General features: G+C 33.9%; 12 protein-coding genes. All 12 read left to right on the top strand.

Annotated features, from left to right (window positions below; all coding sequences use genetic code 11):
• Positions 1-63 precede the first annotated feature (63 nt).
• On the top strand, positions 64-948 hold the full coding sequence (locus ACTHOQ_RS18035) for a hypothetical protein (protein ID WP_440497532.1): 885 nt from the start codon (positions 64-66) through the stop codon (positions 946-948).
• Between the two features lie 649 nt (positions 949-1,597).
• Positions 1,598-2,095: a tetratricopeptide repeat protein gene (locus ACTHOQ_RS18030; RefSeq protein ID WP_440497530.1), complete on the top strand. Its 498-nt coding sequence runs from the start codon at positions 1,598-1,600 to the stop codon at positions 2,093-2,095.
• A 15-nt stretch (positions 2,096-2,110) separates the two neighbouring features.
• Positions 2,111-3,667, top strand: a complete 1,557-nt coding sequence (locus ACTHOQ_RS18025) for an O-antigen ligase family protein (RefSeq protein WP_440497529.1) — start codon at positions 2,111-2,113, stop codon at positions 3,665-3,667.
• The gene (locus ACTHOQ_RS18020) at positions 3,651-4,565 is read left to right on the top strand and encodes a Wzz/FepE/Etk N-terminal domain-containing protein (RefSeq protein WP_440497528.1); all 915 of its coding nucleotides are present in this window, start codon (positions 3,651-3,653) and stop codon (positions 4,563-4,565) included. The genes ACTHOQ_RS18025 and ACTHOQ_RS18020 overlap by 17 nt, the downstream gene beginning before the upstream one ends.
• Before the next feature lie 20 nt (positions 4,566-4,585).
• Positions 4,586-6,403, top strand: a complete 1,818-nt coding sequence (locus ACTHOQ_RS18015; protein ID WP_440497526.1) for a polysaccharide biosynthesis protein — start codon at positions 4,586-4,588, stop codon at positions 6,401-6,403.
• Positions 6,404-6,592: 189 nt separating this feature from the next.
• Positions 6,593-7,618, top strand: a complete 1,026-nt coding sequence (locus ACTHOQ_RS18010; RefSeq protein WP_440497525.1) for a Gfo/Idh/MocA family protein — start codon at positions 6,593-6,595, stop codon at positions 7,616-7,618.
• Positions 7,618-8,925, top strand: a complete 1,308-nt coding sequence (locus ACTHOQ_RS18005) for a nucleotide sugar dehydrogenase (protein ID WP_440497524.1) — start codon at positions 7,618-7,620, stop codon at positions 8,923-8,925. The genes ACTHOQ_RS18010 and ACTHOQ_RS18005 overlap by 1 nt, the downstream gene beginning before the upstream one ends.
• 12 nt (positions 8,926-8,937) lie before the next feature.
• Entirely contained in the window at positions 8,938-9,909 is a 972-nt protein-coding gene (locus ACTHOQ_RS18000; RefSeq protein WP_440497523.1) for an NAD-dependent epimerase/dehydratase family protein, read from the top strand.
• Between the two features lie 4 nt (positions 9,910-9,913).
• On the top strand, positions 9,914-11,026 hold the full coding sequence (locus ACTHOQ_RS17995; RefSeq protein ID WP_440497521.1) for a DegT/DnrJ/EryC1/StrS family aminotransferase: 1,113 nt from the start codon (positions 9,914-9,916) through the stop codon (positions 11,024-11,026).
• An 11-nt stretch (positions 11,027-11,037) separates the two neighbouring features.
• Positions 11,038-11,703, top strand: coding sequence for an acetyltransferase (locus ACTHOQ_RS17990; protein ID WP_440497519.1), 666 nt, complete (start codon positions 11,038-11,040; stop codon positions 11,701-11,703).
• Positions 11,700-12,710, top strand: coding sequence for a glycosyltransferase family protein (locus ACTHOQ_RS17985; RefSeq protein WP_440497518.1), 1,011 nt, complete (start codon positions 11,700-11,702; stop codon positions 12,708-12,710). Before ACTHOQ_RS17990 ends, ACTHOQ_RS17985 begins: the two co-directional genes overlap by 4 nt.
• A 26-nt stretch (positions 12,711-12,736) precedes the next feature.
• The coding region (locus ACTHOQ_RS17980) for a lipopolysaccharide biosynthesis protein (protein WP_440497516.1) at positions 12,737-13,091 on the top strand (355 nt) is incomplete at its 3' end.

Below are 13,091 nucleotides of genomic sequence, written 5' to 3'. Positions count from 1 at the left end.
GATTTTAATAGAACAGATTTTGATTTTGATAGAAAAGTTAAGTAGCTTGATGCGACAACTATATTGACAAACACCGTTAAGCACTATTACTATGATTCAGCAAGCTCATTTGCAGCAGCATTACACGCTGATTTTTCTACATCAACAACTGATAATGTTTTAGCTAGTGCGACAGAATTTGAAAATCTTTTAACAATTGGTGATGAAATTCAAACTAATGCAACAGCAAATCATGTTCGCTTATTCAATGAAGATAAGAGTGCTGACTCTAAAGCATCTGGTAATGGTGTAGCAACATCAAATACTTATGCTCCAACAGTACTTGCAACTGGTACACCAGGCGTAGCAGCAGCACCAGCGAGATATGTAAGTTCTGTAGTAGGGTCTACAAACTTCTCAAGCTCTAAATTTACTATCCAAGTTGGAACTTCAACTACTGCTGATGTAGCAATCGTAGGTACAGATACTGCTGAACAAATTCGTGATAAAGTAAATGCAGCTTTAGCTACTATTACAACTGATGCAACTGCAACAGTTGAAGCAGGTCGTGTTGTAATTACTGCTAAGAATAATACTTCAACAATTACAGTAAGCGGTTCAACTACACCTACTTTATTTAATGATTTAACAGTTTCGCCAACAACTGCTGTTGTGGCTACATCTGGTCGTTATGAGTATAACTTATCAGCTTTAGGTGATATTGCTGTAGGTAAAACATTAACTGTAAATGGAATTACGTACACAGCTGGTACAGTAACTAGCGGTACTACATTCAATGCTACAGGTACATTAGCTCAAGATTTACAAGGTCTTGCTTCTGTAATTACATTTGCTGACACAACTTTAGATGCAACAGTTAATGTAACAGGTGCTACAACAATTACATTATTTGAAGAAGCTTCAAAAGAAGGTAAATTCTTAGCTCCATATAGCATTGTAGTTCGTTAATTAATATTTAATAAATATTTGCTAAAATATCTCCCCCCCTATAGGAAATTATAATCCTATAGGGGGGTAATTTTGTAATATGTGGGATTTATAAATTTGATGGAATATTTAAATAAAAATTAGAAATATAAAATAATGCAATACTTGGTAAAGCATTAGTATCTTAGTCATCTGTTGATTTTTTTAGATTACTGATTCTACTTAAAAGATAAAGTAAGTACATAAATCGAAAATACCACATCCTCTGGTTGTGGTATTTTCGATTTATGGCACGGAACATAGGAAGAGAATTTTTTGGAGGGACATAGATATTAAGGCTAGTTTTAATGAGAGTATGTAATAAGGATAAAAATAACTTTAATTAAAGGAGTCTAAGGGTTTGATAATTATAAAAATATAAGTATCCATTCAATTTATTTACCTTTAAAGAGTGAAGGGTGTGAATACATAAAATCAATTTTAAATTATAGTAAATAGAAACTTTTAACTTTTATATATTAAGTTTGGTTTTGATGTGAAATTAGAATGTTTTACGAAGAAGATAGACGAATGTAATACATTAAATTTAGGGGTTTATAAGGAAACGAGACCTAGATTAGTGTATAATGAGACTGTTATTCAAAATTCAACGCATAAAGGATTGTGAACAATGCAGCTTACTGAATCGAAAAGAAAATATATTTTACTTGGAATTGTTACTTTTATTATAATCGGTTGTATAACTGCAAAAGTACTGGCAAGTAAACAAGATGAGGAATTTTTAACAAATGATACGCTTTACCAACAAGCTAGTCAACTATATACTGTGGGAAATTATGCTGAAGCTGGGGGAATAATAAATGAATTATTATTGCGTCAGCCAAATTCAGAGACAGTTAACTATTTGGGCGGTTTAATCATTGCAAATTTAGGAGATTATAAACAATCCGCAATTTTACTTCAAAAGGCATTGGACATTAATCCTCATAAAGTAGAGGATGCGATGTTTATGCTTCAGTTTGGAGAGGTTTTATTTTTTGCAGAACGATATGATGATTCTAAAATGGTTCTAGAAAGATGCCGTGAATGGGGTTGGATACCAGAAGAATATCCTACTTATCAAGAGCGTATAACAGAACTATTAACTCAAATGGAAAATATGGAATAAGGAAGGTAGCTTAAAATGACTTCATTTTATGAGGAACTTCGCAAATCCGATACGATAAGTGATGAGAAGGAAAATGCTCAATCGCGTGCAAATATCGATAAATGGATTTTTCGACTATTTTTATTTTTAATTGGCTTTATGCCATTAGTAGTTATGGCAAATGTGGAAGAAGTAATAAGTCCATTAGTATCGAATATTGATGTGTTATCATCAGGTGTAAAGGGGGACTTGTTTACACATTATAAGGCTTTAATAGTTTTAGTAATTACAATAATTACTGGAGCAATGTTGCTTATAAAGGTATTTTTTATGGGGGGAACGATTCGAAAAACTTTTTTTAACTATATACTTGGATTATTTGTAGTAGCTATCGTTGTTTCAACTATAGCCTCTCCAAATATTTCAATTGCGTTAGGTGGACAATATAATCGTTCAGATGGTGCCATTAGTTGGCTTTGCTATGTATCGCTAATGTTTATTGCGATGAATATTGAATATCCGAAAAATGTTGTAAATTATATTATGTATACGATGATGCCTTTTGTGATTATAAACCTTTACATAATTACTATGAATTTTTATGGCAAGGATTTGCTTCTCTACAATAAATGGGCACAAAATTTAACTTCCTTATTTTTACCAGAAGGCTCTAATATTTCTGAAGGTTCAACATTAGTAGGGACTTTGAATCAGTGGAACTATATGAGCGGGATGTTTGCGATGATGACGGTGATGTATCTAGCTTGGGCAGTTACATCTAAGAAATGGTTTGAAAATGTTATCGGAGCAATTATGGCCAGTGCGTCAATTATAGTAATATTTATGTCGATTTCTAATAGTGGTTTTTTAACGGTAGCACTATTAATAGTGGTAATTTTGGTTGCGGCTTTTTTAACAGAAAGAAAGAGCTCCGCAGTAGCGGCGTTAGCGATATTTCTGGTAATTACATCACCAGTTTTTCATGTGTTAGCTGAAAAAAATCCGCGTGTTTGGAATGAATCATTTGGATTTTTTACAGAAAAGAATCCTTATTTAGATGAAGTTACAGCATTAATTAAAACTAGTAATATGGTATATGCAAGTGAAAGAGCTTTTGAATTGCCAGTGTTACCTGAAAGAGCAACAGCGGCAGGTTCAGGTCGTGTATATATTTGGGAGAAAACGCTCGAATTAGTTAAAGAGCGTACTATTTTAGGGTATGGAAGTGATACTCTAATTTACAATTTCCCGCATTATAATATAGATGCTAGATCTGGAATGATGTATGAAGAAGTTATTACTGATAAGCCCCATAATGAATTTATTGGAGTACTATATAGCTTTGGCATTTTTGGTTTGATCGCATTTCTACTATTATTGGTAACGATTGTATTAAAAGTACTGTCATTGTTGTTTAAAAAATCGTGGATAAAGTTTATGATAGCAATTACAGCTTTAGCTTACTTTTCACAAGCTATGTTTAATGATTCATTACCTGCTACTTCAGCATATGCTTTTATCTTTATTGGGATTTTGATAGCCCTTGTACAGAATGATAGTAAGGAGATTAAATCAAATGGAAGAAACAATTGAATTACGAGAAATAATTGATATATTATTAAAGGGTAAGTGGATTATTGTGATTTGTACTATTATTGCCTTGTTATTTGCGGGAATTGTTAGCTGGTTTGTATTAGAAGAACAATATGAGTCAAAAGCCGTTGTACAGATCTCAAGTGGAGTACAAGATGCAGGGATCATGTCGAATTACGTAGCAACTGAGTTTACCCCGACAGTTTACATGCAACGATTGCAAAATGTAGAACAAAGTAAAAATTATTTCAAAGCAAAAGATATAAATAATTTTAGCAGTGCAAACTTAACAGTTTCAAATCAGCCAAATACAGATTTAGTAGAAATAAAGTATGTAGCAAATAACCGTGAAGAAGCACAAAAGCATTTGCAACTATTAATGGAAAAAACTAAAAATGAAGTTAGCTCTTCAATGAAAGAAACATTAAATCAATTAGAGCAAACTTATTTAAAAGAATCCAATAGTTTATCAAGTGAAATTGAGCAGTTAATGTCGAGCTACAATAATGTGATTACAAAAAATAATCTACCAGCAGTGCTGATTTTACAAACAATTTCCTCATCGCAATTTGTATTGAATTTATCGACTGAACAATCAAATGCATTATCTAATGTAACTGGATCTATTCAGAATGATTTATTACAGCTAAAGGCGCAAATTGATACAAAATCAGAAGAATATCATTCAGTATTAGCAAAATATCAATCTGTGAAAACAGGTTTGGATAGTTTTAAAGCAGATCCTTTTATTCGTGTTATTATTGATCCAACTTTAACTGAATTCCCAACTTCCCCAAATAAAGTGTTAAATTTGGCAATAGGATTAATAATAGGATTAATGATGGGAATAGGGTTAGTATTTTTCCGTTCTTACTGGAAAGCATCCGCTACAAAGTGAAATGAAAGAGGTAACAAAAAATGAGTTATAAATTAAGGTACTTCATGTTTTTTATAATGGACTCATGCATTGTTCTCTCTGCAATTTTTATGAGCTATTGGTTGCTGCACCCTTCGTTAAATGTATATTCAAATAAAGTAATTGTCCTTAGTGCGATCACTTTGTTAATAAGCCATCATATTGCAGCATATTTCTATAAGCTGTATACGAGGGTATGGAGTGTTGCCTCTGTTCGTGAATTATTGACAATTGCCTATGCAGTAACCATTTCTGTAGGGGCAGCAAGTATATTGCAGCAATTCATCAATAATGATATTTATTTTCGTGTAATGGCAGTTACTTGGATGCTGCATATTATTATGATTGGTGGGTCAAGATTTTTATTAAGGTTATTAAATGATAAGGAATCATTCAAAAACCCACATGACATAAAGCGTGTATTAATTGTCGGAGCAGGGCAAGGAGGCTCAATGCTTGCGAAAAACCTTCAAAATACAAGTGAAAAAGATATTCAAGCAGTTGGATTTGTTGATGATGATGTCAATAAAAAGTATTTAAATATAATGGGTTTACCTGTTTGGGGAACGGTAGGTGACATTGCAAAAATAGTAGAAAAAAAGCAAATTGATGAAATTATTATTGCCATACCATCACTTTCAAAAGCAGGCATTAAAAAAATTTATGATAAATGTGCAACTACAAATGTCCAAATTAAAATCATGCCAAAAATTGAAGACGTCATGACTGGTAAAGTGTCTGTCAATGAAATGCGAGATGTAGATATTAATGATTTACTAGGTCGAGAAGAAGTAAAGCTTGATATGGTTGCAATCTCAGAGAAGTTAACAGATAAGATTATATTAGTAACTGGCGCCGGTGGTTCGATTGGCTCCGAAATATGTCGTCAGGTTATGAAGTTTCAACCCAAAAAGCTGCTTCTATTAGGTCACGGTGAGAATTCTATTTATACGATTCATTATGAGCTTACACAGAAAGTTGGAAAGGGTATTGAAGTAATCCCAATTATTGCCGATGTGCAGGATCGAAAGCGAATTTTTGAAATTGTTACGAATTATAGACCCGATGTTATTTATCATGCAGCAGCGCATAAGCATGTACCCTTAATGGAGTATAACCCTAGAGAAGCCGTGAAAAATAATGTTTTTGGTACGAAAAATGTTGCGGAGGCAGCGCATACCTTTAATATTAAAAATTTTGTACTAGTTTCTACAGATAAGGCAGTCAATCCTCCAAATGTGATGGGAGCTACAAAACGAATAGCTGAAATGGTAATACAAGAATTAGCTACAAGAAGCGAAACGGTTTTTGCTGCGGTCCGTTTTGGTAACGTATTAGGTTCAAGAGGGAGTGTGGTACCATTATTTAAACAACAGATTGCTGCAGGTGGTCCAGTAACGGTAACACATCCAGAAATGACGAGGTACTTTATGACCATTCCAGAGGCTAGTAGGCTAGTCTTGCAGGCGGGATCACTCGCGAATGGGGGAGAAGTTTTTGTGTTAGATATGGGTGAGCCTGTGAAAATTGTAGATTTAGCGCGTAACTTAATTAAGTTATCAGGTTACATGGAAGATGAGATTGAAATTAAATATTTGGGAATTCGCCCAGGCGAGAAGATGTTTGAAGAGTTACTTAACCCTGGGGAAATACAACAGCAGTATGTGTATCCGAAAATCCACATTGGTAAAGCTAATACGGTTTCTCAACTTGAAATGTCCGAACTTTTGAGGCAAATCGAAACAGAATCTATAGAAAGGATGAAGTCGTTATTAATCGATGTAGCGAATAATAGAATTAATATTAGTGGCATGAAATAAAGAATTATTAACATTTAATACACCAAACAACTTTCTAAATTACTCGAAAATATTTAATGGATTTAGAGATATATCTAAGAAAAAAGTAGCTGCAGTTGTTAGTTTTAAACGAGCGAATCGCTTTCGTAAAATCTGGAAGAAAATGAAATATTTGATGAGGAATTTGAAATAAGAAAAGAAGGTATACTTATGAACTTTGCAATCGTTGGTTGTGGCTTCATAGCAAAAAAACATGCGGAAGCTATTGATAAAATACCCGGTGCACAATTAGTTGCTGTTTGCGATCGTGTTCCTGAACTAATGTTATCTTATTCAGAACAATATAATGCAAAAACATATAGTAATGTTGATGATATGTTACAAGATGAGGCTATAGATATAGTAAATATTTGTACACCAAGTGGCAGTCATGCAAACCTAGCTACATTGGCTGCTTCTTACGGTAAACATATTATTGTCGAAAAGCCGATTGCGATGAACGCAGAACAAGCGAATACGATTATACAAGCAGCCGAAAAGTATAACGTCAATTTAGCTGTTGTTCATCCGAATCGTTTCCGCCCTGTAGCTATGAAACTAAAGTGGATTTTGGATAATAATTTGTTAGGAAAAGTAAGCCATGCATTATGTATCGTGAACTGGAACCGTGGACAAGCGTATTATGACCAATCTCCGTGGCGCGGAACAAAAGAGTTTGACGGGGGCGTTTTAATGAACCAAGCGATTCATAATTTAGATTTACTACTTTGGTATTTAGGTCAACCGAAAGAAGTATTTAGTATGGAAGCAACACGTTTACGCGATATCGAAGCGGAAGATGTCTCAACAGGTGTGATTAGATTTGAATCAGGTGTACTTGCGACAGTACAAGCTTCGACGACGGTTTTTCCTAAAAATTTTGAAGAATCGATTACGATTTTTGGTGAAAAAGGAACGGTTAAAATCGGTGGTACGAATGCGCTGTATCTCGAACATATTGATATTGAAGGAATCGAACAAGAAGAGCTTCAACAATGGTCAGAAATGATTAAAGTAGACCCTTGGGGTACACCCGGGCATCAAAAAATTATAGAAGATATGATAGAAGCGATTACAAGTAACACAACACCTGCTGTAACCGGGAAAGATGGAGAGAACGCACTAAGTTTGGTAGAAGCATTTTATACATCAGCTGCTAAAGGTGAGAAAATTTCGATGGTGAAGGATGAAGCATGATGGAATACGCAAAATCATTACAAAAAAAATTAGAAAATAAAACAGCAACAATTGGGGTTGTTGGTTTAGGGTACGTAGGTTTACCATTAGCAGTAGAAAAAGCTAAAGCAGGTTTTCAAGTAATTGGCTTTGATGTTCAAAAAGAAAAAGTAGACAGGGTTAATGCTGGTGAAAATTACATCGGTGATGTGATTCAAGAAGATTTAGAGCAGTTGGTGAAATCGGGACAATTAAAAGCAACATTTGATTATAGCTTTATTAAAGAAGTTGACGCCATTGCCATTTGTGTACCGACACCGTTAGATATTTATAAACAACCGAACATGTCGTATGTAAAAAGCTCTGCCCAAGCAATCGCAGCCAATGTGACGGCAGGGACATTGGTCGTATTAGAAAGTACAACATATCCAGGAACGACAGAAGAATTAATTAAACCAATTTTAGAAGAAAAAGGCTTTATTGTTGGTGAAGATATTTTTATCGCTTATTCACCAGAGCGTGTTGATCCTGGAAATAAGCATTTCAATACGAAAAACACACCGAAAGTGGTCGGTGGTATAACGGAAGCTTGTACAAAAGTAGCTGCTTCTATGTACCGCGCTGTGTTAGATGGTGACGTACATGAAGTATCAAGCCCAGCTGTAGCAGAGATGGAGAAATTATTGGAAAACACCTTCCGTAATATTAATATAGCCCTTGCAAATGAAATGGCAATTTTATGTAATAAGATGGGCATTGATGTATGGGAGGTTATTGACGCTGCAGCAACTAAGCCATATGGATTTATGCCGTTCTATCCAGGACCTGGATTAGGAGGTCACTGTATTCCAATCGATCCATGGTACTTGACGTGGAAAGCACGTGAATATAACTACCATACAAAACTGATTGAAACAGCGGGCGAAATTAACGACAGCATGCCAGACTTTGTTGTACAACGTGCGATGGAAATCTTAAACGAACAAGGTAAAGCTATCCGTGGTTCAAATATTGTCGTGTTAGGGGTCGCGTATAAAAGAGATATCGACGACTACCGTGAATCGCCTGTATTACCAATCTTAGAACGACTAACTCAATTCGGTGCCAATTGGCAAGTAGTAGATCCTCACGTTCCTGAATTTAAACTAGCGGGCAACATAGTTCAATCTGTTTCATTAAACGAGCAATTATTAAGAGGAGCAGATTTAATAATCATTGCAACGAATCACAGTGAATTTGATTATAATGAAATTAACAAGTTTTCAAATGCAGTTTTAGATACGCGTAATTCTTATAGCTCAGAAGAAAGTAAATACATCAAATTATAGAGGAGTTTATTAATGAAACATTTATTAGAAAAAATTAAAGGGCAAAATATTTTTATCACAGGCGGTGCTGGTTTTATTGGTTCTACATTAGCAGGTAAATTACTAGAAAATAATCGAGTGACGATATATGATAGCTTTGATCGAGATGCATTAAAAGATAAAGATTTTAAAAACCATCCTAATTTAACAGTTATTAAAGGGAATGTATTAGATATAGATCACTTAAAAGAAAATATTAAGGGCGCTAATTATGTTATTCATTGTGCAGGGATTGCTGGTATTGATACTGTAGTTAAAAATCCAGTAAAAACGATGCAAGTGAATATGATAGGGTCAGCTAATGTTCTAGAAGCTGCTACGACACTGGAAGATTGTAAACGGGTTGTGTGCTTCAGTACAAGTGAAGTATTTGGACAATTAGCTTTTAGATCAGAAGAAACAAGTCCTACTGTACTAGGTGCTGTTGGGGAAGCTCGATGGACGTATGCTGTAAGTAAGTTGGCAGAAGAACATATGGCATATGCGTACTTTAAACAATATAATTTACCTACAGTAACAGTAAGACCTTTTAATGTATATGGTCCTAGTCAAGTAGGTGAAGGGGCTATTAGAACATTCATCATGAAGGCAATAAAAAATGAAGAAATACAAATTCATGGAGACGGTACACAAATTAGAGCATGGTGCTATGTAGATGACATGGTAGAAGGTGTCTTAAGAACTTTAGTGTACGACCAAGCAGTTGGAGAGTCATTCAATATTGGGAATTCAAGAACCGTTACAACAATTTATGGTTTAGCTAACACAGTAATTCGAGTATTAGATTCAGAATCAAAAGTAACATTTGTGCCTAAGGTGTCTGCAGATATTGAATTACGTATTCCTCAAATCGATAAAGCTAAAGAATTATTAGAATTTGAAGCAAAAGTGGATCTAGAAGAGGGTATTTTAAGAACGGCAGATTTTTTTAAAGGAAAAGAGTGATAAGATGATTAAGTTGTCACAACCAATTATTAGCGAAGAAGAAATTCAAGCAGTGTCTGAGGTATTGCGAACTGGAATGCTTGTTCAAGGGAAATATGTAGCTGAATTTGAAGAATCTTTGAAAGCATATATGAACGTACAACATGTAGTAGCTGTTTCTAGTGGAACAGCTGCACTACATATTGCACTAGCAGCATTAAATATTGGTGAAGGGGATGCTGTATTTGTCCCTGGTTTTACGTTCCCTGCAACAGCAAACGTTGTAGAGATTCAAAAGGCACGTACAGTATTAGTGGATGTAGATGCTAAGACATATAATATGGATCCAGATAAATTAGAAGAAGCGATTAAGAATTATTCGGAAAAAGAAAAACCTAAAGCCATTATTGTAGTACATGAATTTGGCGCACCTGCTAATATGACACGTATTATGGAAATTGCTAATAAATTTAATTTATTTGTAGTAGAGGATGCTGCATGTGCGTTAGGAGCTAAATGGAATGGACAACACGTAGGAACATTTGGAGACATAGGCTGTTTTTCTTGGCATCCACGAAAAGCCATCACTACAGGTGAAGGCGGTGCTGTTGTAACAAATAATGAAGCTTTAAGTTATAAAATGAATTTATTGAGGAATCATGGAATTGAGAGAAATGAAGATGGCTCAATGGATTTTGTTTTGCCTGGCTTTAATTACCGCCTTACAGAATTTCAAGCAGTATTGGGCATTCACCAATTAAAGCATTTTGACAGTTGGGTTCAAAAAAGAAGTGAATTGGTAGATTATTATTACGAGTTATTAAAAAACTGTTCAAATATTCAGTTGCCTGAAAAAATTGAAGGACATGCTTGGCAGACTTTAATGGTTGTTTTAGATACGAGTATTAATCGTAACGACTGTATTCAAAAGTTAAAGAATAAAGGAATTGAAGCCAATTTAGGTGCACACTCACTCATCGATTTAAATTATTACAAATCTAAATATAGTGCTGATAATCAAATTTTAAATATATCGACAAATTTATTTAAGCAAGGCTTGGCACTACCATTAAGTCCAGTGTTAGAAAAATCAGAAATTACCAATATTTCAAAAGAAATAAAATTGTTGATAAGATAGCGGGTGAATTAATGACAACTAAAATTATTATCATTGGTACAGGTGGTAATTCGATTGATGTGGCGGAAATTATAGAAGAAATATCAATATTATCTAATGAAAATAAATACGAAATTTTAGGCTATCTTGATGATGATGAAAAAATTCATCAAAAGAATATTAATGGTTATTCAGTGTTAGGCGGATTATCTTTAGCGAAGCAATTGCCAGAAGAAGTGAATTTCGTTTTTACAATAGGTAGTGAAAGAAGTTATAAAAACCGTCTAGAAATTATCCGAAAAATCGACATTGATACTAAGAGGTTTATAAATATAATTCATCCAAGTGCACGAGTTTCAAAATCTTCCATCTTAGGCATTGGAAACATAATTTTTCCTAATGTAACTATATGCTCAAATGTAATAATTGGTGATTTTACTATTATATTATCGGGGTCAGTTATAAACCATGATTGTATTTTGAAAAACAATAATATTCTGGCTAGTTGTGTTAATTTATCTGGTGGGGTTCAAGTGAAAGAAAGTTGTTACATTGGTGCAAGTGCATCGATACGTAATGGAGTAATATTAAATCAAGGTACGTTAGTAGGGATGGGAAGTGTTGTTATTAAAGACACACCTGAAAATGTAATTATAGTTGGAAATCCTAGTCGTATATTAGATGAGGGAAAAATATGATGAAAATTTTACATACCCCTGTGGAGATTGCAGGCCAAGTATCTTTAAGTGTAAGAGGTTTAAGAGCTATTGGTCTTAAAGCAGATAGTTTAACAGCCGTACACCCCTTTAAATATAAAAATGAATGGGAGTTTATTGAAAGTAAATCTAAGGTGATTAAATTACTTGATAGAGTAAAAAAAGTAAACGAAATTAGAAAGGAATATGATATTATACATTATCATTTTGGAACTTCTATTTTACCTAAATATTTAGATGTTAAAATTTTAAAAAAATCAGGTATTAAGGTGTTTAGTGAGTTTTGGGGTAGTGATGTTAGACTACCTCTAATAGAAGCTAAAAGAAATCCCTTTTTTGTTAATTCTTACAATGAGGATGAACAAAATAACATAGAGAAAATGAAACGATGGTCTGATTTAACAGATGGTGTAGCTATTTTTTCTGATCATACGTTTAATGAATTTTTAAATCCCTATTTTGAAAAAGTCCATATTATCGGTCAACGTGTAGATACTGAATTGTATCAGCCTGTTTATCCTGTATTAGATGATACAAATGAGCCTGTTATTGTCCATGCACCTAGTCAACAAGCATTTAAAGGAACAGTTTATGTTGAAAAAGCGATAGAAAACTTACAGAATAAAGGTCTTAAATTTAAATATAAGCGCGTTGAAAAAATGTCTAATCAACAAGCGATAGAAATTTACAAAACTGCTGATATTGTAATTGATCAGTTATGTGGAGGAGCACATGGAATCTTTGCTTGTGAGGCAATGGCGTTAGGGAAACCTGTCATATGTTATATACTGCCTGAATTTTTAAGTGGTTATCCAGAAGGCTTACCTATTATCAATGCAAACCCTGACACGGTTGAAGAAATATTAGCTAACTGGATTCAAGCGCCAGCAGAAGAAAGGTACAAAGTTGGAATGCAGGGGAGAAAGTATGCTGAAAAGGTACATGATATAAAAGTTGTAGCTGAAAAATTAGCACAAATATATCGTTGAAAAAGCTAAAATAAAGAGGTTGTAGCATGTTAAGAAAAGTAATGGGACATGGGTTAATATATACGTTAGCAACCGTGTTAACAAGAGGTATATCTTTTCTATTACTCCCATTGTATACCCGAATCTTGAGTCCTAGTGATTATGGTTTAATTGATATAGTTACATTAATAATTACATTTGTGAATTTAGTAATTGCACTAGAAGTTACACAAGCATTAGCGAGATATTTAAATGATTTGGACAATTCGCTGAAAACTCGGTATGTCTCGACTGCATTTAATTTTACTTTAGTTGTTTATATACTATTTACCATTGTGTTTATTCTATTTGAAAAATGGATTTCTCCATTTATATTTTCTAGTCAGATAGAAAATCAAAGCC

This window comes from Solibacillus silvestris, assembly GCF_051967575.1.
GTDB classification, from domain to species: domain Bacteria; phylum Bacillota; class Bacilli; order Bacillales_A; family Planococcaceae; genus Solibacillus; species Solibacillus silvestris_B.
The sequence above is the reverse complement of the archived record's forward strand: the minus strand, read 5'-3'. Positions and strand labels throughout refer to the sequence as shown.

Bases quoted from the DNA above. Each gene is read 5' to 3' on its own strand.
- ACTHOQ_RS18030 (WP_440497530.1), top strand. From the start codon at position 1,598: ATGCAGCTTACTGAATCGAAAAGAAAATATATTTTACTTGGAATTGTT.
- ACTHOQ_RS18025 (WP_440497529.1), top strand. From the start codon at position 2,111: ATGACTTCATTTTATGAGGAACTTCGCAAATCCGATACGATAAGTGAT.
- ACTHOQ_RS18020 (WP_440497528.1), top strand. From the start codon at position 3,651: ATGGAAGAAACAATTGAATTACGAGAAATAATTGATATATTATTAAAG.
- ACTHOQ_RS18015 (WP_440497526.1), top strand. From the start codon at position 4,586: ATGAGTTATAAATTAAGGTACTTCATGTTTTTTATAATGGACTCATGC.
- ACTHOQ_RS18010 (WP_440497525.1), top strand. From the start codon at position 6,593: ATGAACTTTGCAATCGTTGGTTGTGGCTTCATAGCAAAAAAACATGCG.
- ACTHOQ_RS18005 (WP_440497524.1), top strand. From the start codon at position 7,618: ATGGAATACGCAAAATCATTACAAAAAAAATTAGAAAATAAAACAGCA.
- ACTHOQ_RS18000 (WP_440497523.1), top strand. From the start codon at position 8,938: ATGAAACATTTATTAGAAAAAATTAAAGGGCAAAATATTTTTATCACA.
- ACTHOQ_RS17995 (WP_440497521.1), top strand. From the start codon at position 9,914: ATGATTAAGTTGTCACAACCAATTATTAGCGAAGAAGAAATTCAAGCA.
- ACTHOQ_RS17990 (WP_440497519.1), top strand. From the start codon at position 11,038: ATGACAACTAAAATTATTATCATTGGTACAGGTGGTAATTCGATTGAT.
- ACTHOQ_RS17985 (WP_440497518.1), top strand. From the start codon at position 11,700: ATGATGAAAATTTTACATACCCCTGTGGAGATTGCAGGCCAAGTATCT.